The organism is Nocardia lasii, from assembly GCF_042658545.1.
In the GTDB taxonomy this organism is placed as follows: Bacteria; Actinomycetota; Actinomycetes; order Mycobacteriales; family Mycobacteriaceae; genus Nocardia; species Nocardia lasii.
The window spans coordinates 1-21,975 of sequence record NZ_JBHSQN010000006.1 but is presented as its reverse complement, the minus strand read 5'-3'; the positions used below and the strand labels follow the sequence as shown (position 1 = coordinate 21,975).

Genomic DNA, 21,975 nt, shown 5'->3' with positions numbered 1-21,975 from the left:
CCATGCGCGAATTAGACCTCGAGATCTTCTTCGATGCCCTTGAGCTTGTGGCGCGCCAGCGCCAGGTTGCCGCGGCTGCGGTCCAGGGCCAGGTAGAGGAAAAGGCCCTTGGACTTGCGCCCGGTCATCGGGCGGATGATGTGGTACTGGGTGCCCAGGGTGATGAGGATGTCCTCGATCTCCTCGTTGAGGCCGAGCTGCTCGATGGTGCGCATCTTGGCCCGCACCACCTCGGTGTTGCCCGCGGCGGCGATCTGCAGGTCCAAAGACTTGCTGCTGGACAGCATTCCGAGCGCCATGCCGCTGCTGTAGTCGACGATCGCGGCGCCGACCGCGCCCTCGATCACCATCATGTCCTTCAGTGCCAGATCCATATTCGACATATCGAACCTTTCAGTTGTCGATACTCGCCTGGTTGATTCCAGACGAGTGAGCCATGGCCAGATGATTGGCGATGGCGCGAGCTACCGGCCGCGACTCCAGGTGGAGTCGGCCGACGTTCACTTCGGGCCCGGCGAGCACGGTCAGCGAGGTGTACCCGGCGGCGTAGATGACCACCTGCCCCTCGGTGCCGTGCACGACGACCTCGTTGAACCCGCCGCCGTGGGCGATGTTGGCCAGCCGGTAGGACAGCGACAGTTGCGCCGCCGACAGCGCGGCCATGCCCGCGGGTTCGAGATGGGAGGGCAGGTCGTGTTCGATGAGTAGGCCGTCGCTCGAGGCCACCAGCGACCCGATCAGCAGAGGTAGCCGCTCGCGCAAGGTCCTCAGTTCGGCCTGTACGGCCGGATTACGGTCGGGTGCACTGTGTTCGGGCACGGTCATCGCCACCTTGGTCAACCTTCCCCTCCATTCGCCGAGCAGTTTCTTCCGCGCGGTCACGCGAGCTCCTCCAACGCCGCCCTGAGCCGGATGAGTGTTTCGCGGTCGACCGGTCGCCAGCGTTCGGGTTCGTAGGCGCCGGCGTGGCTGCCGCGATAGTGGGCGGTCGCGGTCGCTTCCTCGACGATCGCGTGCCTGCCCGATCGGACACCCGCCCCCGGCTGGGGACGGGTCGGTCCCGCGCTGCCCGGAATACGTCGGGGCAGCGCGGGCACGGATGTGGTCGACGCGGTGTCGGCCGGTTCGGGCGCCAGCGCGAGGTGGCGGCCACGGGGTGGTTCGACCACCGGTTGGGGGATGACCGGCTGTTCGATCAGGCCGACGGTGGTGAGTTCGCGCACGGCGACGAGGCAGCCGTAGGTGGTGCGGCCCAGGTGCAGGGCGATCTCGGCGACGCTGCGGCGGGCATCGGCGGCGGCGAGGATCTCGGCCTGACTGCCGGTGAGCATCACCTGGTTTCGCCGGATCCGGCGCGCGGGCACCACCGGTGCGGTGGTGACGACTTCGGCGGTCCACGGTCCGTCGCCTTCGTTGCGGCGTTCGCATTCGTGCACCAGCGCGCTCGGTTCGATGTGGCAGACCTGCGCCAGCCAATGTTCGCGCGTCGGCAGGAATTCGGACTCGCTCGCGGAGGCGAGTAAGAAGTACGCGGCATCGAATGCCGACAGTGTCGCGAGGGTTTCCAACTGCGGTCGATCCAGTAGCGGTCCGGGATCGCCGGCACCGGCGCGACGCCAATCCTCGGCGGTCGCGACGCCGGCTTCGACGACCAAACGGTCGAGGCCGATGGTGCGTCCGCATCCCACCGACGCGATAGTTCCACGGACCAAATGGAATTCGCCGTCACCGGCGCGCAGAACTCCGGTCGAGCCTTCTTCCCCGAGTCGGTGCAGGGTGTCGGCGAGTGCGGCGGTCATCGGTCGCCGCCCGTCATTTCTTCCAGCGCCGAGCGGAGTTGGTAGCGGGCCATGCCCAGATTGCCGCTGTCGCCGTCGAATACGACGTGCACGAACAGCCTCCCGTCGTAGTCCCCGGCCACCAGGTAGAGCAGGTGAAAACCCCTGGTCCGGCACACCACGATCTCGGTGAGATCGTCGTCGGGACTGCCCAGTGCCGGACAGCCGATGGTGGCCCGCACGACGTCGGTGGTGCCCGCCGCGTCCTCGTGTTCGTCGACGACGTCGTGGTCCCCGGCACCGGCGATGGCCAGGCCACTCGCCCCGTCTACCAGGGTCACACTGCGCGCGCCGGGAATATCCATGATGCGTTTGAGGCAACCATCGAGAGAATTCACCGTGCCCCCAAACCGTCATCGACTATTGATCGAAACGAGACGCTATACCCGCTGGCAACTCCGCGCATGCCGAACGCCGGAAAATTGCTGTCACGCGGAAAGTTTGCTGAGGTTTGCTGGAAAACCGCTCGGTATCAATACTTTTGAGTAACTTCGGCCGTAGTTCGCTATATCTCGCCAAAACCCCCGATCACAGGTCGATTTCGACGCCCAGCGATCATCGCGCGAACTGCGGAATCGGACACTTCGCAGACTTCGCCATATTGCGTGCGCAACTTTGCCCGATGGACGGGTTGAGAGGGTGCCGCTCAGCCTGCGGCGCGGCGGTACCAGGCCTGGGCCTCGCGGTGGGCGCCCTGGGACTCCAGCAGCGCGGCCAGGTTGGCCATCGCGCGCGGGTGGCCGAGATCGGCGGCGCGGCGGAAGCAGCGGCGCGCCTCGGTGGTGGCGCCGCGCTCGCGCAGCAGCACGCCGAGTTCGTTGATCGAGTCGATGTCGCCGTGATCGGCGGCCTCGCCGTACCAGTCCTCGGCGTCGTCGAACCGGCGCTGCTCCTCGAACATCCGCGCCAGGTTGAACATCGCGTCGACATTGCCTGCGATGGCGGCGTGGTGGTACCAGCTCTGCGCGTCGGCCCGGTCGCCGCACTGGTACAGCATGGTGGCCAGGTTGTACATGGCGTTGCTGTTGCCCGCGGCGGCCGCGCGCCGGTACCAGGATTCGGCCTCGTCGAGTTCGCCGATCTGGTCGAGCAGGACCGCGAGGTTGTTCATCGAGCGGGTGTGGCCGGCGGCCGCGGCGCGACGGAACCAGTGCTCGGCTGCCTCGAAATCGCTGTGGTCGTGGTAGAAGTGGGCGAGGTTGTGCATGGCGGTACCGTCACCGGCCTCCGCGGCCCGGCGTAGGTTCGCCATCGTTCCCGGCGGCAACGGCACAGCTCCCCCTAGGATTACCGGTAACACCTCGACACGGAAAGTCTATGTGCTGCACCGGAGATCAGCCATGTCCTTTGCCGAGGCACCGAACCTGTTGCACCCCACACCTGTTCGTCGGACCACGCACATTTCCCGCAAACCCGCAGGTATCGGAGCGGTCACGCGATCTGGGCGACGGGTGGGACGTGTGTGGGGGGAGTGACAAAAGCGACTCAGCGCGCGGCCTGCGCCCGGGGTAGCAGATTCCACACGTGGCCGTTCTCGTTGATGGTGGCCGCGGTGCGGGTGCCGGTGCGCGAGTACAGGATCCGGGTGATCGAGCAGTAGTCGATCGGGAAGGTGAGGGGGCGGGGCAGGCCGAGGATGTCGGCCAGGGCGACGTTGATGACACCGCCGTGGGCGAAGGCGACGACCGTGTCGGCGGGCGGGGTCGCGGCGACCAGGGCCTCGATCGCGGCAAGCACGCGGTGGGTGAAGGCGTCGGCGTCGACCTCCGCGGGCAGGTGGCCCGCCTTGATGCGCGCGTAGGCGTCGGCGAAGTCGGTCTTGGCGTCTTCGATGGGGATGTAGGCGGGCAGGTCGCGGTCGTATTCGGCCAGGTCGTCGATGATGTCGACCGGCAGGTCGCGGGCGAGTGCGGTGGGGGCGGCGGTGTCGCGGGCCCGGCGCTGCGGGCTGGCAACGATGCGGGCGATGTCGTGCACGGCCAGCGCGGCGGGCACCCGATCGGCTTGGCGCAGCCCGATCTCGGTGAGGCCGGGGTCGGCGGCGACGCTCGTTCCGACGACGCGTTCGGGCTGGGCATGACGCACGAGGATCAGCTGCACGCGCTCCACACTATGGCCTCTAGTCGACCTCCTCACGGGCGGTGACGTGGTCGGTGTCGATGACGATCATGGCGCGGTCGGAGTCGACCAGGACATCGAGGTAGCCGGGCGAGACCCGCATGACGAAGCCGATCACCGGCCCGTCCTTGGTCTCGATGCGTTCCAGCGGCGCCCACGGCACCCGCAGCAGGGCCGCGACGACCAGGCCGAGCACGGTGAGGATCACCAGCGTTCCGGTGGCGTACCAGTGCGCGATCGTGGCGGCGCGTCGATCCTCGCCGTGCTTGCTCGCGCGCAACAGCACCAGGACCAGCACCACGATCGCGACGGTCACCACCAGCACCCACCACATGTGGAAGCTCCACAGCAACGACACCGCGAACAGGGTGACGATGATCAGCCACGCCACATTGCCCGCGTCGGCCCAGCTGGGCCGACCCAACCGGATGCGGGTGACGATCGCGGCGGGCCACAGCACCGCCACCACCGTGGCGCCGAGTATCGGGTCGGCCATCAGGGTGCCGAGCACCATGCTCACCACATCGTTGAGGTCGAGGGTGTCGGCGAGCCGGAAGGCGTTGTCCCAGTCGTAATCGGTGATCGCGAACATCCGCAGCAGCAGGAACAGCGCGGCCAAGCTGGTCGCCGACAGGCCCTTTCCCAGCAGGTGGTGGTCCCGGGACTCGCTGGATGCGCTCGCCATCATCGCAGGTTAGCGCCGCGAGTCCCGGTTTCAGCTCAGGGCTGGCCGTCCTTTTTCTTGTTCTTCATCAGCAGCACGCCGCCCACGATCAGCACCACGACGATCAGGCAGCAGATGCCGCCGACGATCAGCAGACCGCTGCCCTTCTTTTTCTTCTTCGCCGCCAGTTCCAGTGCGCTGTTCACCGTGTCGGCGCCGGCCAGGGTGTCGAAGCTGCTGGTGAGCAGGTGCGGGTCGACGAGGGTGGCGGTGGTGAGCAAGTCCAGGTACATGAGGTCCCATCCCGAGGTGTGTGGTGATCCGGCATCCTCCCGGTGCCGGAGCTCCGAGAGTAACCGCGACGCTGCGACTTTCGGATCGAAAATCGCACGCGCGCCATCCGGAGCAGTTATTGATCGCGTCCGTGTCGCGCCCCGTTTACACCCGTGCCCGATCTCAGCGCGGTTTCACCAACGGGAACGGCAGCGTCTCGCGAATGCTGCGTCCGGTGATCAGCATGACCACCCGGTCCACGCCCATGCCGAGCCCGCCGGTGGGCGGCATCGCGTGCTCGAGCGCCTGGAGGAAGTCCTCGTCGAGTTCCATGGCCTCCGGGTCGCCGCCGGCGGCCAGCATGGACTGTTCGGTGAGGCGGCGGCGCTGTTCGACCGGGTCGGTGAGTTCGCTGTAGGCGGTGCCCAATTCGACGCCCCAGGCCACCAGATCCCACCGCTCGGCCACGCCCTCGACGCTGCGATGGGACCGGGTGAGCGGGGAGACCGAGGTGGGGAAGTCCAGGTAGAAGGTGGGGTAGGTGGTCTGTACCTCCACCAGGTGCTCGTACATCTCCAACACCACCTGGCCCGCGTCCCAGCCGTGCTGGTAGGTCACCCCGGCCTTGTCGCACAGCTCGCGCAGGCGGTCCAACTCGGTGTGCGGGGTGATCTCGGCGCCGACCGCCTCCGAGACTGCGCCGTGCACGGTCCTGACCCGCCACTCACCGGAGATATCGATGGTCTCGTACCCGTCGTCGGTGGGCCGCAACGCCACCTCGGCGCCGTTGGCGGCCATTGCCGCGTGCTGGATCAGTCGACGGCACAGGTGCATCATCTGCACGTAATCGCTGTGCGCCTCATAGGCTTCCAGGATCGTGAACTCGGGATTGTGGCTGAAGTCGACGCCCTCGTTGCGGAAGGTGCGCCCGATCTCGAACACCTTCTCCATGCCGCCCACGCACAGCCGCTTCAGGTACAGCTCGGGGGCGATGCGCAGGTACAGGTCCAGGTCGTAGGCGTTGATGTGGGTGCGGAACGGGGTGGCGTTGGCGCCGCCGTGCACCTGCTGCAGGATCGGCGTCTCCACCTCGAGGAAACCCCACGCGTGCAGGGTGTCGCGCAGCGAGTGCAGCACCGCGCTGCGCTTGGCCAGCACCTGTCTGGTCTCGGGGTTGATCGCCATGTCCACGTAGCGCTGGCGCACCTTGGCCTCGGCGTCGGCCAGCCCGCGCCACTTGTCGGGCAGCGGGTGCAGGCATTTGCCGTTCATCCGCCAGTCCTGCGCGAGCAGCGAGAGCTCGCCGTTGCGGCTGGTGCCGATCTGCCCGCTCACCTCGATCAGGTCGCCCAGGTCGAAGAACTCGGTGAACTCGTCACTGCGCTCGGCGCCGATCCGGTTGCGGTCGATGAGCAGCTGGATCTCGCCGGTCCAGTCGCGCACCAGCACGAAGATCACCCCGCCGTAGTCGCGGATGCGCAGGATCCGGCCCGCGATCCGCACGGTGGTGCCCTTGGGGCAGCGCCTGGCCTCGGCGATGTCGTGGGTGGGCGGGTAGGCCACGGGGTAGGCGTCGATGCCGGCGGCGGTGAGCCGGTCGAGTTTGTCCAGGCGCACCCGGACCTGTTCGGGTCTGCGCGGGCCGTGGTCGGCGTCGGTGTCCTCGGCGGTGTCGGGCGGGCTGCCGTCGTCGTGCAGGCCGGTCACGCAGTCGGGCACCGCCGACCGGTGGCCGGTGTGCACAGCCGCGTCGGGCGTGTGGCCCATGCGCGGCAGGAACCCCTCGGCCAGCCCGCACGCCATCGCCACGCGCGGCAACTGCCGGTTGTCGGCGAACAGGAAGAACCGGGGCACCCAGCGCGGGTGGTACTTCACATTCGAGCGGTACAGCGCCTCGAGCTGCCACCACCGGGAGAAGAACAGCAGCACCCGACGCCACACCCGCAGGATCGGCCCGGCGCCGATCCGCCCACCCTCCTCGAACACCGAACGGAACACCGCGAAGTTCAACGAGATTCGGGTGATCCCGTACTGGTCGGAGTTCAGCGCCAGCTGGGAGATCATCAACTCCATCACGCCGTTGGGGCTGTGCGGATCGCGGCGCATCAACTCCAGCGACACCCCCGTGCGACCCCACGGCACGAACGAGAGCATGCCGCGCACCCGGTCGTCGGCATCGACGGCCTCGACCAGCAGGCAGTCACCGTCGAGCGGATCGCCGAGGCGGCCCAGCGCCATCGAGAAGCCGCGCTCGGTCTCGGTGTCGCGCCAGGCGTCGGCGCGGGCCAGGATCGCGGCGTGCTCGTCGGCCGCGACATCGTGCCAGCGTCGGGCCCGGACCGAGAAGCCTTGCTTGCGCAGCCGATTCGCGGCCTGGCGCACCTGCTTCATGTGCGGTCCGGCCAGCGAGAAGCTGCGGGTGTCGAGGATGGCTTCGTCGCCGAGGCGCAGCGCCGACATCCCGGCGTCGCGGAAGGCGGTCGCGCCGATCTCGCTCGCCCCCATCACCGCGGGCGCCCACCCGAATTCGTCGGCCTGGCGCAACCACGCCCGCACCGCCGGACCCCACGACTCGCGCGACCCGATCGGATCACCGCTGGCCAGACACACACCCAGTTCCACCCGATAGGTGATGGCGGCCTTGCCGTTCGGCGCGAAGATCACCGCCTTGTCGCGGCGCGTGGCGAAGTAGCCGAGCGAATCCTCGACATCGGCGGTGGCGAGCAGCCCGCGGATCGCCGACTCGTCGCGCCCGGTCATGGCGTTGTCGGCGCGCTGGGACCGCAACAGCACGATCACCGCGACCAGCAGCGCGACCGCGCCGAACAGGCCGAGCAGGAAGTTCACCCCGTGCGGCGGGCGCCCGTCGAAGTGCTCGTTGTCGATCAGGACCGCGCCCGAGACCCGATACAGCGCCCACAGCGGGCGCTGCCAGTCCGCCGAAGTCAGTGTGCCCGGCAGCAATTCGACCAGGCCCCAGCCCACCAACCAGCCGAGGCCGAGCCCGGCCGCCAGCACCCCGATCGCCTTCCACAGCGCTCCGGAGCGGACCCGCGTGTAGAACTGCTTGTGCGACACCAGCAGGATCGCGACCACGACCAGGTGCACCGCGCACGCCACCATCGCGTCGAGATCGCGCCGGTCGACGTACTCGGCCAGATTCGCGATCGCGAACAGCAGCATGTAGCCGACCAGCAGCCACCACGCGATCCGCTTACGACTGGCCGTGGCCCCGGCCAGCAGGCCGACCACCAGCGCCCACACGAGACTGGTGTCGGGGGCGTCGAAGTAGAAATGGTCGACGTAGTGGCGCGGCACCTGCGTCAGGTATCGCAGCGCGGGCGACAGACTCCACAGCAGACACAGCACCGAGAACACCCCGAGCACCAGCGCGAAGACGTGCGGCACCTCGGCGAGCCGACCGCGCGCGGGCACCGCGGAGGACCCACCCGGTTGCTTCGCGGGGGTCTCGGGGGCTCGCGGTAGTTCGGTTCGCGCGGAAGTCACCCGACCAGTGTGCGGGCACGGGTGAGGGTTCGGCGTGGCGGTGGGGGCGGCGTGTCCGGCGACGGGGGCGGTTGCGGGCGGGTTCGCGCGGGGGAGTAAGTATTAGCGCATGTCGGAACCAGTCGATGTGCCGATCGATGATGTTGTCATTCGACTCGGCCAATTCCTGAAGTTGGCCAACCTGATCGATTCGGGCTCCGAGGCCAAGATGGTGATCGCGCAGGGGTTGGTGCGGGTCAACGACGAGGTCGAACTGCGGCGCGGGCGGCAGTTACAGGTGGGCGATGTCGTGGTGCTGGCAGGCCACCAGGTCCGGGTAGCCGACGCATAGAGCTGTGTTTATTTGGCGGCTGGCGCCGCGGTTCTCGGCGCTTGACTCCGCCTCTTCCCTCGCTCCGGGTACTCCTTCGTCGCACCCTCCGCTCAGTCCAGAGGCGGAGGCGCGCCGAGAACTCCCAGGGGGGCTGGACCCAGGTGTTTGAACTGGGATCGCTGTGCTGGTTTGGCGGGTGGTGCCGTCGTTCTCGGCGCTTGACTGGTCTGCGCGTCGGTCAGTCTTCGGCGCGGACTACTACGCCGTCGGAGTCGCTGTAGAGCATGTCGCCGGGGGTGAAGGTGATGCCGCCGAACTCGAGTGGGACGTCTTGCTCGCCGGTGCCGGTCTGGGTGCTCTTGCGCGGGTTGGTGCCCAGGGCCTTCACGCCGATGTCGAGGGTGCGCAGGATCGCGGAATCGCGCACGGCGCCGTTCACGATCACGCCCGCCCAACCGTTGTCCACGCCGCGGCCCGCGATGATGTCGCCCACCAGGGCGGTGTGCACGCTGGCGCCGCCGTCGACCACCAGGACCTTGCCCTCGCCCGGCTCGCTCAGGGTCTGCTTGACCAGCAGGTTGTCCTGGAAACAGCGGATCGTGGTGATCCGGCCCGCGAACTCGGCGCGCCCACCGAACTGGATGAACTGCGTATCGCAGCTGCGGATCTCGGGGCCGATCTCATCGGCCAGATCGGCGGTGGCCACAACATTCGCTGATTCGGTCATGCCCAAGATTGTGTCAGGTTCGCCCGCTCGCGCCACAGCCAGCGCTCAGCCGCGACCGTGACGTCGTTCATAGTCGGCCCGCTGGACTTCCTCCTTGGCCCGCGCGCCCGCGTCGGCCAGGGCGGGATCGAGGTCGTGGCGCAGCAACCGGTTGCGGCGGAACACGTAGGTCAGCGCGATGGTGAAGTAGATCAGCGGCAGATACAGCAGCGCCGCCATCGACAACCCCATCCACAGCGGACCGGGCACCAGCAGGAACAGGGCCAGCACCGGCAGGATCGGCACCAGCACGCGCAGCAGATAGCGCCGCGTCGCGCCGGGACCGGTGAGATCGCGCAGCACCCACTCGCGCATCGACGGCGGCAGCGTGCGGCCGTAGATGTAGGCGACCCGTTGGGGCAGGGTCGGGGTGCTGCGCTCGCTCATGTACTCAGACCTGTTCTCGGTGGGACTTCTCGATCTCTTTGATCAGCGAGTCGGTGGTGTGCTGCACGGCGATCTTCACGAACGGCTCGATCGTCTTGGCCAGCACCTTGCCCGCGAGACCACCGCCGACCGAGAAATCGATATCGGCTTCGACGGCGCAGGCGGTGTCGCCCTTGGGAATGAAGCGGAAGGTCGACACGATCTCGATGCCCTTGATCGACTTGGTGGCGATCAACCGGCCCTCCTCCCAGCCCACGACCTCCACGCGCGAGGTGAGCGAGGCCGGGCCGAGCTTCATCTTCCCGTCGAACTTCGCGCCGACGCCGTCGGTCTGCGCGGTGACCGGGGTGAAGGACTCGATGCCGTACCAGAATTTCGGCAGATTGCGGTAGTCGTTGATGAATGCGAAGGCCTGTTCAGCGGGGGCAGCGCACTCTTCGGCAATCCTCACTTCAGTCATACGGCCAACTGTAGTAGGTGGTCGCGACCTCGAATGGGACACTGCGCCGAACGTGACGGAGGCGACTAACGCGGCCACGTCGGTGGTCGCGTTGCGCGAGGACTGGTCCGCGGTGTCAGGCGGTGACGGCCAAGGTCGCGGCCAGGCCGAGCGCCACGGCCATGACCACGACCTCGATGGTCGCGTTGCGCAGGGAGGATTCGGCGGTGACGCGGTGGTCGGCGGCCCGGTGCACCCAGGAGCGGCGCCACCACCAGCCCAGCGCGATCAGCGCGCACAGGACCGCCGATTTCGCGAGCAGGATGCGGCCGTAGCCGGTGGTGAGCAGGGCCGGGAGGCCGTCGAGGTGGCCGAGGCCGTTGATCAGGCCGGTCAGGGCGACGACGCCGACCAGCGGCGCGGCGAAGGCGGAGTAGCGGGGCAGGGTCGCGGCCCAGTCGCCACGGCTGCGTACGACGAGGGCCATCGCGAGCAGCAGACCGAGCCAGCAGGCGGCGGCCAGAGCGTGCAGGGCGGCCAGTACCGAACCGAACATCTGCTGCGACATGTGGCCGGTGATCGGGCGCAACGACAGCGCCACAGCGGCGAAGACCAGCACCAGATCGGGGGAGGCGGAGTCCGGGCGCCGGAACGCCATCGCCGAATAACAGGCGATCGCGCCGGTGCAGAACAGGATCGCGATGCCGATCTGACCGCCGCTGAGATGACCGAGGAAGGTGGTGAAATCGGTGGCGCTCAGGCGCCGCACCGGCACGCCGACGATCTCGGCCGCCTCGCACACCAGCACGGTGAATTCGGCCACGAACCACAGGCCCGCGAGGGCGGCCAGCGGACGCCAGGCCACGTCGAGTCGGTCGTTGAGGCGGGGGAGCGCGGCCAACCCGATCACGGTCGCGCCGGCACCATCGGCGACCACCCTGGCCACCGCCACCCACGGAAAACCGCTGGTATCACGCAGAATCCACGCCAGCACCACGCCGATCAGCGCGGCGACGACGACCGGCCCCAGCACCCGCCACCAACTCGCGGCGGGTACGCGGCGACCGGTCGTCATCATCGACTACTTCTTGCGACCGGAGCGGCCACCGAGCAGCGCCACCGCCAGGCCCGCGCCGAACAGCACGACACCGCCGACGATGAACACCCACACGGGCACTCCACCGCTGCCGCCGTCGTCCTCGGTCTCCGCGCCCGGCCGCGCGCCCGGCGTGCCGGTACCGGGCTTGCTCAGCGTGAACGTCCGCGTCCCGCTGACCGGGTGACCGTCGGCCGAGGTGACCCGGAACGCGATCGTGTACTCACCGACCGGCCCCAACTCGCCCACTTCCACACTGACACTGCGCCCGTCGACCTGCGCCTTCCCCTTCGACCACAGCTTGCCGTCCGGCCCGACCACGGTCAGCGACGGAAAGTTCTGCTGCAGTTCCTCATTGAAGGTGACGCTCGCCCTGGCCGGACCGACCTCGATGGTGGAGCCGTTCTCGGGCACGCTGCTCACGGCACCGGAGTGCGCGCTCGCGGTGCCCGCCGCGAACAGGGCGAACAGGAGGGTGAACGCCGCGACGAGAAGGAATCTCGGCCGGTTCGACGACACGGTGCGCCTCACGACTGCCGCGAACGGAAGACGAGGCCGAGGCCGAGCGCGGCGGCGAACAGGCCGAGCGCGAGGCCGATTCCGCCCATCCAGCGGGCCACCGAATCACTGTCGGAGGTCTCGGTTTCGGCCGAGGCGACCTGGTGATCGCCGCCCTCGGCCGCACCGCCCGCGGTCAAGGTGAGCGCGGGTGCGGGGTGTTCGGGTTCGGCGCCGCCGGTGGCAGGCTGATCCCAGGCCACGACCTTGCCGTCGCTGTAGGTCTGGGTGGCGGGGAAGTTCACCGTGTCCTGGCTCGGCAGCGGCCCGATCGAGAGCACGAACCGCTGGAACTGGCCCGGCCCGACCCCGGCATTGCCCGGGTCGGCGGTCCACACCACGGCGACCGACTCGCCCTTGTCGTTACGCTCGACCTTCGAGGTCCAGCCCGGCATCGGTTCGGTCCGAACGCTTTTCAGGTTCGGCACCGCGACGCGCAGCCCGGTGGTCGAGGCGGTCTCGGATTCGGTCGGCACCTTGAAGGTGGCGACGGTGTACTTGCCCTGGGCGGCGCCCGGCGCGTCCACGGTCACGTGGGCGGCGGCCGAACCGCAGGCGGCGAGCACCAACCCGGCCGCGAGTGCGGCGGTACCGGTACCGCGGGTGATGAAGTTGTGCATGAAATGCCTTCTGTCCGAAGTTCTCTGAATGTCGCGGGGAATCAGACGAACAGCGGCGGCGCGCGCGGACATCGCACCCCTCGAAGACGAGCACCGCGCGCGACGGCGGCGGCGGCGATCCAGCGGGACGTCCGCCGAACAGGGGACGACGGACGACCGAGAATCGACCGAATCACGCTCGACGCAACGAGATACAGCCGCTCGGCGACGAAAATCAGTGCGGCGCAGACGAACGCGGCAACGATATGCGCGAAGGTCATCGGCAGACCCGGCAGCTGCAGCGGCCCACCATGATGGTCGAGGGTCGTCGACAACGCGAAGTGTCCGACCCACTGACCGGCGATCAGCGTCGAAATCATTCGCACACACCTGCCCCGTGCGTCGCCACAGGCGAGGACGCCGGCTCCCAGCGAAACCAGCAGCAGCAGCGCGATTTCCGCCGAACGCGGCACCCCACCCCCGCCGAGTCCGTGCGCCGCCACGGCCAGCGCGCCGACGAGTACGCCGCAGCCACCACCGCGCAGGCGGGAGGTGAGCTGCGGCGTGTTCACGACGGGATCAGCGCACGCCGAGACGGGCGAGCACGTCGTTCTCGAGCACCTGGAGTTCGGCCGAGATCGACGCGTGCACGGCCTTGCGGCGCGCGGCGGGCATCTGCTCGGCGGTCTTCACGGCCACCGACAGGTCGGTCAGCCGCGAACGCGCCGCCTCGACGAACTTCTTCGTGTCGGCGTCGGAGTTGTCGGCCGCGATCTTGTCGAGCGCGTCCTCGGTGTTGGTGATGCGGGCCTGCAGGCGCGCGCCGTGCCCGCTGAACTCGCCGAGCTGATCGGTGCCGATGCCCAACTGCTTGGCCTTGCGCGCGTCGAGCTGGGCGCGCACCAGGGTGGCGCCGCGGTAGGCCAGCGGAGCCAGCACCGGGATGAGCACCCGGGCCACGCCGATGTACTTGCGGATCTGCGCGGCGCTGAACAGGTCGCGATCGGCCTTGGCGGCGGCTTTCTGGGCCGCTTTCTCCTCCGCCTGCAGGGTCGCGATCTGGGCCTTGGCCACCTTGGCCTCGGTGCGCGTCTGGGCCTTGGCCGTGCGCCGGTTCACCTTCTCGCCCGCCTTGGCCGCCTTGCGCTCGTTCTTGGCGCCCAGCTTCGCCTCCACCGCGGCTTTGTGCTTGAGTGCTTTCGCCTCAGCGCGTCGGCTCGGCCGCCGCTTCCGCTTGCTGAACAACCCCATGAGATCAGGCCCTCCGTCATGCTCGCCAAGTCATGAGGCGGTGCCGCCTTCGAGCGACCCGCCGTTCTTCGTAGCGTAGTGGGATCAGGGTAGCGATTGGGCAATGTGTCGGGGGTAGAGGCCATACTGCTTGCGTGCGTGCAGCCGAGGACGACTTCGACGGCGGGCCGGAGCGTAGCCCGGTCCGCGATTCCGCTGTTGGCTCCCGCACCGCCTATCTCGATGCCCGCTCGCTGATCGGCTGCCGCCACCGCCTTCGCCTCGACGCCGCGAATCCGGGTCTCCTCGCCGAGGTCAGGGAGGATCCGGGCGTGCAGCAACGGCGCGACGCCGCCACCGCCCATCGCCTGAAGGTCCGCGACGAACTGGTCGCCGCCGCCCCCGCCGACTGGGTGGTGATCGACCCCGAGCTGCGCGGCGCCGCCAAGGCCGCCGCCACCATGGCCGCCATCGAAGCCGGCGCCCCCCGCATCTGGGGCGGCCTGCTGCCCGCCGAGGCCGACACCGGCCGTCGCGGTGGCGTCGAGTTCCTGCTGCGCGACGAAGACCGCGGCGGCTACATCCCGATCATCGTGGTCAACCACAAGGTCACCGACCCCCGCAGGCCCGACCCGGCCGATTTCCACCCGCTCACCTCAGGCCTGCTGCGCTGGGAACCCCGCCGCGACAAGCACGTGCGCCTGCGTCCGCAACCGCGCGACCAGCAGCGCCTGGCCCACCTCTACCGCATGTTGCAGCGCTACGGCATGGCCAGCCCCGCCCTGGTCGGCGGCGCGATCGGCCTGGCCAACGACCGGATCCTGATCCACGACCTGTCCGGGGTGCTCGCCGACTACGACCAGCGCTACGCCGACCGCATCGCGGTGGTGCGCGGCGAACTGCCGACCCAGCCGTCGAAAGTGCCCGAGTGCAGGCAGTGCCCGTGGTGGGTGCGCGGCACCGCCGAGGAACCGAGCTGCGAGGCGACTCTCACGCGGATGCGCGATGTCAGCCTGGTCGCGCCCGGTTCGCGCGCCGAGGTGCTGCGCCCGCACGGCATCGAGACCATCGACGAACTGGCCGCGTGGGAGGGCGAGGACCCCGAGGACTGGCAGCACGGCCCCTTCGCCGAAACCGTCGTCACCGCCCGCGCCTGGATCGACGGCGCCCCGCTCGTGCGCCGGTTCGAGCGGGTCAGCGTGCGTCGCGCCGACGTGGAGATCGACGTCGACCTGGAGAGCTACCAGGAGGACGGCGCCTACCTGTGGGGCACCCTGCTCGACGACGTCTACCGCCCCTTCGTCACCTGGGATCCGCTGCCCACCGAGGACGAGGGCCGCTCCTTCGGCGAGTTCTGGACCTGGTTGATGCAGCGCCGCGCCGAAACCCACGCGGCGGGCAAAACCTTTGCCGCCTACTGCTATTCGCGCACCGCCGAGGACAAGTGGCTCTACGAGTCGGCCCGCCGGTTCGCCGGGCGCCCCGGCATCCCCACCCAGGAACAGGTGCGCGCCTTCGTCGACTCGAAGGAATGGGTCGACATGTTCCAGGCCGTCACCGAACAGTTCATCTGCCCGAACGGCAAGGGGCTCAAGAAGATCGCGCCCGTGGCCGGGTTCGGTTGGCGCGATCCCGAAGCCGGGGGCGAGGCGTCGATGGGCTGGTACCGCCGCGCGGTCGGCTACGACGACGCCGTCGACCTGTCCCAGCGCACCCGCCTGCTCGAATACAACGAGGACGACGTGCGCGCCACCCAGGTACTGCGCGAATGGATGTCGCAGCGCGCCGTCGCCGAGGTGCCCTCGCTCGCCGATTTCGGTGGGGCGCGATTCTGATCACCCGGTGGCCCTCGGGACTATCGTCGGTGCGCGCGTAATACCATCGAGGACGTGACTGAGCAGCACGTCGAAACCCTCGAGTTCCAGGCCGAGACCCACCAGCTCCTCGAGCTGATGATCCACTCGGTCTACTCCAACAAAGACACGTTCCTGCGGGAGCTGATCTCGAACGCTTCCGATGCACTGGACAAGCTCAAACTGGCCGCGTTCCAGGACAAGGACCTGGTAGCCGACACCTCCGACCTGCACATCGAGCTGGAGGTCGACCGGGACAAGCGCGTCCTCACGGTGCGCGACAACGGCATCGGCATGTCGCGCGCGGAAGTGATCGACCTGATCGGCACCCTCGCCAAATCCGGCACCGCCGACCTGCGTCGCAAGCTGACCGAAGCCAAGTCCGAGGCCGCCGCCGAGGAGCTGATCGGCCAGTTCGGCATCGGCTTCTACTCCACCTTCATGGTCGCCGACAAGGTCGTGCTCACCACCCGCAAGGCGGGCGAGACCGAGGGCACCCGCTGGGAGGCCGCCGCGGGCAGCTCCACCTACTCGATCGACACCGTCGCCGACGCACCGCAGGGCACCTCGGTGACCCTCGAGCTCAAGCCGGCCGACGAGGACGACCACCTCTTCGATTACACCCAGGAATGGAAACTGCGCGAAATCGTGCGCAAGTACTCCGATTTCATCGCCTGGCCGATCCGGATGCAGGTCGAGCGCACCGTCACCGAGGGCGAGGGTGAGGACAAGGTCGAGAAGACCCTCATCGAGGACCAGATCCTCAACTCCCAGAAGGCCCTGTGGACGCGTCCGCGCAGCGAGGTCTCCGACGAGGAGTACAAGGAGTTCTACCACCACGTCTCCCACGCCTGGGACGAGCCGCTCGAGGTCATCCCGATGAAGGCCGAGGGCACCTTCGAATACCAGGCGCTGCTGTTCATTCCGTCGATCGCGCCGTTCGACCTGTTCACCCGCGAGCACAAGCGCGGCGTGCAGCTCTACGTGCGTCGCGTGTTCATCATGGACAACTGCGAAGAGCTGATGCCGGAGTACCTGCGCTTCGTCAAGGGAGTCGTTGACGCGCAGGATCTTTCGCTCAATGTCTCGCGCGAGATCCTGCAGCAGGACCGCCAGATCCAGATGATCCGCAAGCGCCTGGTCAAGAAGGTGCTGTCCACGATCAAGGACATGCAGGGCGCCGAGGATCAGACCAAGTACCAGACGTTCTGGTCGCAGTTCGGTCGAGTTCTCAAGGAGGGCTTGCTCTCCGACACCGACAACCGCGAAACCCTGCTCACCGTCTCGTCTTTCGCCTCCACCGCGTCGGATTCCGAGCTCACCACGCTGAAGCAGTACGTGGAGCGGATGAAGGACGGCCAGGACGCGATCTACTACATGACCGGCGAAAGCCGTGCGCAGGTGGAGAACTCGCCGCACCTGGAAGCCTTCAAGGCCAAGGGGCTCGAGGTGCTCGTGCTCACCGACCCGGTCGACGAGATGTGGGTCGGCTCGGTGCCCGAGTTCGACGGCAAGCCGTTCAAGTCCATCGCCAAGGGCGAGGTCGACCTCGAGACCGAGGAGGAGAAAAAGGAGACCGAGGCCCTGCGCGAACAGCAGGACAAGGACTTCGGCGACCTGCTCTCCTGGCTGGGCACGACCCTGACCGACGTGGCCAAGGAAGTCCGCCTGACCAACCGCCTCACCAGCTCGCCCGCGTGCCTGGTCGGCGATGTCTACGACTTCACCCCCATGCTCGAGCGCATGTACCGCGCCTCCGGCCAGGCCCTGCCCGAGTCCAAGCGGATCCTGGAACTCAACCCCACCCACCCGCTGGTCACCGGCCTGCGCGACGCCTACGACGCGCGCAAGTCCGACGCCGATGAGGGCAAGGTCCCCGAACTCGCCGAAACGGCCGAATTGCTCTACGGCACGGCGGTTCTCGCCGAGGGCGGCGAACTCAAGGACCCGTCCCGCTTCGCCCAACTCCTGACCGAGCGGCTAACCCGCACAGTCTGACCGAACAACTGATTTAGTAAGAACATGGGTAACTCGCCGGGCACGCCCAACACCTCACCTACACCTCGACCACCGCCCCGGCGACCGGCTGTTCCGCCTCCCCTCGACCGGCAAGAGTCGCGGGGAGGCGGATATGCGCACAGGATTCGTCGGGCACGACCCGACGACTACGACAACCTGATCGGCATCGTCGACAACTGGTGGGGCCGCGCCGCCGTGCACAACCTGCCGCGCATGTTCCTCGACCACTTCCACCGCACCAGCCTGCTCGCCTGCGACGACGCCGGAATCTCCGGTTTCCTGGTCGGTTTCGGCTCCCCGTCGGACCCCTACACCGCCCACATCCACTTCGTCGCCGTCCGCCCCGACGCCCGCAAATCCGGTCTCGGCCGCACCCTCTACGAAGCCTTCTTCACCATCGCCCGCAGCGACAACCGCACCAGGGTCACCGCCATCACCTCCCCCACCAACTACACCTCCATCGACTTCCACCGCAGCCTCGGCTTCACCGTCACCGGCCCCATCCCCAACTACAACGGCCCGGGAAGATCCCTCATCACCTTCACCCGCCCCGTGTGAGAACAGCGATGCGTGTTGTACCATACGCATATGTCATTGAAGCGGACGATGGTGTATGCCGAAGCCGAGGATCTAGCTGTCATCAAGGAAGCGGCGGCCAACTCGGACGCGAGTGAAGCCGAGATCATTCGAGAGGCGATTCACCTGGCCGCGATGCGGGTGCGACGCCGCACCGAGCCGCTGCGATTGCGCCGATTCGCCAGCGGTGACCCGACCTTGGCCGGTCGGGTAGAGGAAATCCTCGCCGAAGACGGCCCAGCGTGAAGTCGGAGGCTCCGCGCAAGGGAGTCTCCGGAACCGGAATCGTGATCGCTGATACATCCGGCCTCATCGCGGCATTCGACACCTCGACGCCGGAGAGTGACCGAGCGTTCTCCGTGCTGGCCGACGCCGGGCTCGTTGTTCTCTCGCCTCTGGTACTGGCCGAGTTGGACCATGTCGGTCGACGTGAGCTGGGTCAGGCGACAGCGCAATCGATGATCGAGGACCTGACAGCCCAAACCCGCATCGGAGCCTTCGAGATCGCGGTCATCACAGCGGATGTGCTCGACCAGGCGAACGCGGTGCGAACCCTGTACGCGGGCTTGAATCTCGATCTCGCCGACGCGGTCGGCGTCGCGCTGGCCGCCGACTACGAGACAGACGCCATCCTCACCCTGGATCACCGCGACTTTCGCGCGCTGACGCCACTGACGTCCCACAGTTCGTTCCGCGTCCTGCCCGCCGACCTCTGACCGCGGTGGCATTTTCGTGCAAACAAAAGCCCGCAGGGCCGGAAATCGGCTGTGCGGGCGATTGTTTGCACGGTTATGCCACTAGCGCGGGGCCATGCGCAGGGCGCCGTCCATGCGGATGGTCTCGCCGTTGAGGTAGTCGTGGGCGGCGATGTACTCGACGAGCTGGGCGTACTCGTCGGGGCGGCCCAGGCGCGACGGGAACGGGACGCCGGCCTCGAGGCCCGCGCGGTACTCGGGGGTGACACCGGCGAGCATGGGGGTGTCGATGATGCCGGGGGCGATGGTGTTGACGCGGATGCCGAACTGGGCGAGATCGCGCGCGGCGGGGACGGTCATGCCGTGCACGCCACCCTTGGACGCCGAGTACGCGATCTGGCCGACCTGGCCCTCGAACGCCGCCACCGAGGCGGTATTGATGACCACGCCACGCTGGCCGTACTCGTCGACCGGCTCGGTCTTGGCGATGGCGTCGGCGGCCAGACGCATCACGTTGAAGGTGCCGAGCAGGTTCACGGTGATCACAGTGCGGAACAGCTCGAGATCATGCGGGCCGTTCTTGGACAGGATGCGACCCGCCCACCCCACACCGGCACAGTTGACCACGATGCGCAGCGGCGCCGGACCCTCGGTGATCTGGGCGATCGCGGCGGCGACCTCGTCGCCACTGGTCACATCGGCCGCGATCAGGGTGACACCGGCGGGCACATCGTCGCCCGCACGCTCGATCGACGCGGGCACGTCGAGGCCGAACACGGTGGCGCCGGCGTCGGCGAGACGCTTGGCGGTGGCGGCACCGAGGCCGGACGCCCCTCCGGTGACAATGGCGGCGGAACCCGAAATCTCCACAAATCCTCCTGTATATATGGCGGCTGGTGCCGCGGTGCTGTGTTTTTTGGCGGCTGGCGCCGCGGTGCTGTGTTTTTTGGCGGCTGGCGCCGCGGTGCTGTGTTTATTTGCGGCTGGCGCCGCGGTTCTCGGCGCTTAACTCCGCCTCTTCCCTCGCTCCGGGTACTCCTTCGTCGCACCCTCCGCTCAGTCCAGAGGCGGAGGCGCGCCGAGAACACCCAGGGGGGCTGGACCCAGGTGCTTGAACTGGGATCGCTGTGCTGGTTGGGCGGCTGGTGCCTCGGTTCTCGGCGGTCGACTTCGCTTCGTCCGGCCTGCGGGTTACTCCCCTGCGGGTTACTCCTTTGTCGCATCCTTTGGTCGGTCCACACGCGCAGGCGCGCCGAGAACGTGGCTCGCGGCCCTTATTGCGCCGCTTGCCAATAAGGGCACCCTAGCGTGTCGCGGTGTGGTGTGGAACACCTGAGTCGGGCGGGGCGGAAATCGCCGCGAACACTGGTGTTTTCCGGTGGTAGCGTGCGGATATGAGATCGTTCGCCGGTCCGTCGGTGGCCGGACGCAAGGTCCTGATCACCGGGGCCGCTCGCGGGATCGGCGCCGCGCTGGCCCGCCGCCTCGCCGAGCGCGGGGCGCACGTCGCGCTGCTGGGGATCGAACCGGACCTGTTGGCCGAGGTGGCCGCGGAATGCGGTGGCGTGCCGTGGCGGTACTGCGACGTGGGGGATCGGGCGCAGGTCGAGCGGGTGGTCGCGGCGCTGGTCGGTGAACTCGGCGGACTCGATGTGCTGGTGGCCAACGCGGGCATCGCCAAGCAGATGGCGATGATCGGCGGGGACCTGTCGGTGCTCGAGGAGACACTGGCGGTGAACGTGCTCGGCGTCGCCTACGCGGTCTCGGCGGCGGGACCGCATCTTTCGCACGCGCGCGGGTATGTGCTGATGATGTCGTCGTTCTCCGCGTCCGTGCAGCTGCCGCTCGGCGGGGCCTACAGCGCCTCGGCCGCCGCGGTGGCCTCACTCAGCGCCACCCTGCGCGCCGAACTGCGCTCGACGGGCGCGAAGGTGGGCGTGAGCTACTTCGCCGGCATCGACACCGAGATGACGGTGCGCGGCTTCGGCACCGCCGCCGCGCACACCGTCCTCGGCGACACCTCGCTGACCGGGAACGCCCCGATCGGACCGGCGATCGCCGCACTGGAACGCGCCATCGCCCGCCGACGCGCCACGGTCGTCTCGCCCTGGTGGGTCGTGCTGGTGCGGCCGTTCCGACCGGTGGCGCAACTGGTGGTGCAGCGATTACACGGCGACCGCGTGGCCCGCGCGGTCGAGATCGCGCGCACCGAGGATGCGCCCTTCACCACCGAACAGCCCGCCCGACCCCGCACAATGGAACGGCAGGCCTGACCTGGAATCGACGGAGTCGACGTGACCGAATCTATGCGCCAGTTGCCCCGCGGACGCCACCACCTCTCCCGCGAGGAAGTGGTGGCCTCGCAACGAGAACGCATCCTCGTCGCGATGGGCGAGGCGATGACGGTCGGCGGCTACGTCGGCACCCCGGTCGCCGCCATCCTGAAACGGGCCGGAGTTTCACGGGAAACGTTCTACGAGCTGTTCCGCTCGAAGGAAGACTGCTTCAACGCCGCCTTCGACCGGGTATCCAAAGCCCTCGCCGACAAACTCCAGGCGGTGATCGCCGACTGCGTCGACACCGACGCCCTCACCCGCATGGACCGCATCCTCACCGCCTACTTCGAGCACATGATCGACGACCCCGCCTCGGCCCGCCTGTTCCTGGTCGAGGTCTACGCGGTCGGCCCCTCGGCCATCGAAGCCCGCATGGCCCTGCAACACCGCTTCGTCGCGGTCGTCGCGGCCATGCTCGGCGCCGAAACCGAGGACCAACAGTTCGCCTGCGCGACGCTGGCCGCCGCGATCGGCGCGATGGTGACCGGGCGGATCGCCGCTGAGGACCCGGAAAGCTTGCGGGGTATCAAGGACCAACTGATCGCGCTGGCCCGGCGATCGGGCACTTTGTACGGCAACGCTTTCGCTTGATTTGTTGGTTGTGTTTTTTGGCTGTGTTTATTGGCGGCTGGCGCCGCGGTTCTCGGCGCTTAACTCCGCCTCTTCCCTCCCTACGGGCACTCCTTCGTCGCACCCTCCGGTCAGTCC

General features: G+C 68.2%; 26 protein-coding genes. 8 read left to right on the top strand and 18 right to left on the bottom strand.

Annotated elements, in window-relative coordinates; translation table 11 throughout:
* Nucleotides 1-11: 11 nt before the first annotated feature.
* From ACFP3H_RS11490 to lysX, 9 genes are all read right to left on the bottom strand, one after another.
* The gene (locus tag ACFP3H_RS11490; protein ID WP_378603806.1) at nt 12-383 is read right to left on the bottom strand and encodes a hypothetical protein; all 372 of its coding nucleotides are present in this window, start codon (nt 381-383) and stop codon (nt 12-14) included.
* A gap of 10 nt (nt 384-393) precedes the next feature.
* Nucleotides 394-882: a roadblock/LC7 domain-containing protein gene (locus ACFP3H_RS11485; protein ID WP_378603804.1), complete on the bottom strand. Its 489-nt coding sequence runs from the start codon at nt 880-882 to the stop codon at nt 394-396.
* Nucleotides 879-1,799 (bottom strand): hypothetical protein, encoded by a 921-nt coding sequence (locus ACFP3H_RS11480; protein ID WP_378603802.1) that lies wholly within the window; start codon nt 1,797-1,799, stop codon nt 879-881. The genes ACFP3H_RS11485 and ACFP3H_RS11480 overlap by 4 nt, the downstream gene beginning before the upstream one ends.
* Nucleotides 1,796-2,176: a hypothetical protein gene (locus tag ACFP3H_RS11475; RefSeq protein WP_378603800.1), complete on the bottom strand. Its 381-nt coding sequence runs from the start codon at nt 2,174-2,176 to the stop codon at nt 1,796-1,798. Before ACFP3H_RS11475 ends, ACFP3H_RS11480 begins: the two co-directional genes overlap by 4 nt.
* Before the next feature lie 308 nt (nt 2,177-2,484).
* Nucleotides 2,485-3,090, bottom strand: coding sequence for a tetratricopeptide repeat protein (locus tag ACFP3H_RS11470; protein ID WP_378603797.1), 606 nt, complete (start codon nt 3,088-3,090; stop codon nt 2,485-2,487).
* A gap of 233 nt (nt 3,091-3,323) precedes the next feature.
* Nucleotides 3,324-3,938: a histidine phosphatase family protein gene (locus ACFP3H_RS11465; protein ID WP_378603794.1), complete on the bottom strand. Its 615-nt coding sequence runs from the start codon at nt 3,936-3,938 to the stop codon at nt 3,324-3,326.
* A 19-nt stretch (nt 3,939-3,957) separates the two neighbouring features.
* On the bottom strand, nt 3,958-4,641 hold the full coding sequence (locus tag ACFP3H_RS11460; RefSeq protein ID WP_378603791.1) for a hypothetical protein: 684 nt from the start codon (nt 4,639-4,641) through the stop codon (nt 3,958-3,960).
* A gap of 35 nt (nt 4,642-4,676) precedes the next feature.
* A complete protein-coding gene (locus tag ACFP3H_RS11455) occupies nt 4,677-4,913 on the bottom strand; it encodes a hypothetical protein (protein WP_378603788.1) in 237 nt (78 codons plus the stop codon).
* 163 nt (nt 4,914-5,076) lie between these two features.
* On the bottom strand, nt 5,077-8,400 hold the full coding sequence (lysX, locus tag ACFP3H_RS11450; protein ID WP_378603785.1) for a bifunctional lysylphosphatidylglycerol synthetase/lysine--tRNA ligase LysX: 3,324 nt from the start codon (nt 8,398-8,400) through the stop codon (nt 5,077-5,079).
* Nucleotides 8,401-8,509: 109 nt separating this feature from the next.
* Here lysX and ACFP3H_RS11445 point away from each other — a divergent pair, with 109 nt between their 5' ends.
* Nucleotides 8,510-8,731, top strand: a complete 222-nt coding sequence (locus ACFP3H_RS11445; RefSeq protein WP_378603782.1) for an RNA-binding S4 domain-containing protein — start codon at nt 8,510-8,512, stop codon at nt 8,729-8,731.
* A 220-nt stretch (nt 8,732-8,951) separates the two neighbouring features.
* On the opposite strand, the gene rraA is transcribed toward ACFP3H_RS11445, so the two are convergent.
* The 8 genes from rraA to ACFP3H_RS11405 all read right to left on the bottom strand — a co-directional run bounded on the left by rraA (nt 8,952) and on the right by ACFP3H_RS11405 (nt 13,809).
* The gene (rraA, locus tag ACFP3H_RS11440) at nt 8,952-9,440 is read right to left on the bottom strand and encodes a ribonuclease E activity regulator RraA (RefSeq protein WP_378603779.1); all 489 of its coding nucleotides are present in this window, start codon (nt 9,438-9,440) and stop codon (nt 8,952-8,954) included.
* Nucleotides 9,441-9,485: 45 nt separating this feature from the next.
* Nucleotides 9,486-9,866 carry a DUF5313 family protein gene (locus tag ACFP3H_RS11435; protein WP_378603776.1) on the bottom strand — a complete coding sequence of 127 codons (381 nt, stop codon included), beginning with the start codon at nt 9,864-9,866 and terminating at the stop codon, nt 9,486-9,488.
* Nucleotides 9,867-9,870: 4 nt separating this feature from the next.
* Nucleotides 9,871-10,326, bottom strand: a complete 456-nt coding sequence (locus ACFP3H_RS11430) for an SRPBCC family protein (protein ID WP_378603774.1) — start codon at nt 10,324-10,326, stop codon at nt 9,871-9,873.
* Between the two features lie 115 nt (nt 10,327-10,441).
* Nucleotides 10,442-11,383, bottom strand: a complete 942-nt coding sequence (locus ACFP3H_RS11425) for a copper resistance D family protein (protein ID WP_378603771.1) — start codon at nt 11,381-11,383, stop codon at nt 10,442-10,444.
* Nucleotides 11,384-11,386: 3 nt separating this feature from the next.
* Nucleotides 11,387-11,932 (bottom strand): copper resistance CopC family protein, encoded by a 546-nt coding sequence (locus tag ACFP3H_RS11420; RefSeq protein ID WP_378603768.1) that lies wholly within the window; start codon nt 11,930-11,932, stop codon nt 11,387-11,389.
* Nucleotides 11,929-12,579 carry a YcnI family copper-binding membrane protein gene (locus ACFP3H_RS11415; protein ID WP_378603765.1) on the bottom strand — a complete coding sequence of 217 codons (651 nt, stop codon included), beginning with the start codon at nt 12,577-12,579 and terminating at the stop codon, nt 11,929-11,931. The genes ACFP3H_RS11420 and ACFP3H_RS11415 overlap by 4 nt, the downstream gene beginning before the upstream one ends.
* Nucleotides 12,580-12,620: 41 nt before the next feature.
* Entirely contained in the window at nt 12,621-13,031 is a 411-nt protein-coding gene (locus tag ACFP3H_RS11410; RefSeq protein WP_378603762.1) for a hypothetical protein, read from the bottom strand.
* A 106-nt stretch (nt 13,032-13,137) separates the two neighbouring features.
* The gene (locus ACFP3H_RS11405; protein ID WP_378603760.1) at nt 13,138-13,809 is read right to left on the bottom strand and encodes a DUF6474 family protein; all 672 of its coding nucleotides are present in this window, start codon (nt 13,807-13,809) and stop codon (nt 13,138-13,140) included.
* A gap of 134 nt (nt 13,810-13,943) precedes the next feature.
* Here ACFP3H_RS11405 and ACFP3H_RS11400 point away from each other — a divergent pair, with 134 nt between their 5' ends.
* The 5 genes from ACFP3H_RS11400 (at nt 13,944) to ACFP3H_RS11380 (ending at nt 18,952) form a co-directional block, all read left to right on the top strand.
* Complete coding sequence (locus ACFP3H_RS11400; protein ID WP_378603757.1) at nt 13,944-15,623, top strand: TM0106 family RecB-like putative nuclease; 1,680 nt, start codon at nt 13,944-13,946, stop codon at nt 15,621-15,623.
* 117 nt (nt 15,624-15,740) lie between these two features.
* Complete coding sequence (htpG, locus tag ACFP3H_RS11395) at nt 15,741-17,639, top strand: molecular chaperone HtpG (protein WP_378603911.1); 1,899 nt, start codon at nt 15,741-15,743, stop codon at nt 17,637-17,639.
* Between the two features lie 24 nt (nt 17,640-17,663).
* A complete protein-coding gene (locus ACFP3H_RS11390) occupies nt 17,664-18,218 on the top strand; it encodes a GNAT family N-acetyltransferase (RefSeq protein WP_378603755.1) in 555 nt (184 codons plus the stop codon).
* A 30-nt stretch (nt 18,219-18,248) separates the two neighbouring features.
* Entirely contained in the window at nt 18,249-18,482 is a 234-nt protein-coding gene (locus ACFP3H_RS11385; protein ID WP_378603752.1) for a CopG family transcriptional regulator, read from the top strand.
* A complete protein-coding gene (locus ACFP3H_RS11380; protein ID WP_378603749.1) occupies nt 18,479-18,952 on the top strand; it encodes a PIN domain-containing protein in 474 nt (157 codons plus the stop codon). Before ACFP3H_RS11385 ends, ACFP3H_RS11380 begins: the two co-directional genes overlap by 4 nt.
* Before the next feature lie 81 nt (nt 18,953-19,033).
* Here ACFP3H_RS11380 and ACFP3H_RS11375 read toward each other — a convergent pair whose 3' ends face one another.
* Entirely contained in the window at nt 19,034-19,801 is a 768-nt protein-coding gene (locus tag ACFP3H_RS11375) for an SDR family NAD(P)-dependent oxidoreductase (RefSeq protein WP_378603746.1), read from the bottom strand.
* A gap of 524 nt (nt 19,802-20,325) precedes the next feature.
* On the opposite strand from ACFP3H_RS11375, the gene ACFP3H_RS11370 reads away from it, so the two are divergent.
* Both ACFP3H_RS11370 and ACFP3H_RS11365 read left to right on the top strand, forming a co-directional pair.
* Nucleotides 20,326-21,204: an SDR family NAD(P)-dependent oxidoreductase gene (locus ACFP3H_RS11370; protein WP_378603743.1), complete on the top strand. Its 879-nt coding sequence runs from the start codon at nt 20,326-20,328 to the stop codon at nt 21,202-21,204.
* 21 nt (nt 21,205-21,225) lie between these two features.
* Nucleotides 21,226-21,858, top strand: a complete 633-nt coding sequence (locus tag ACFP3H_RS11365; RefSeq protein ID WP_378603740.1) for a TetR/AcrR family transcriptional regulator — start codon at nt 21,226-21,228, stop codon at nt 21,856-21,858.
* Nucleotides 21,859-21,975 lie beyond the last annotated feature (117 nt).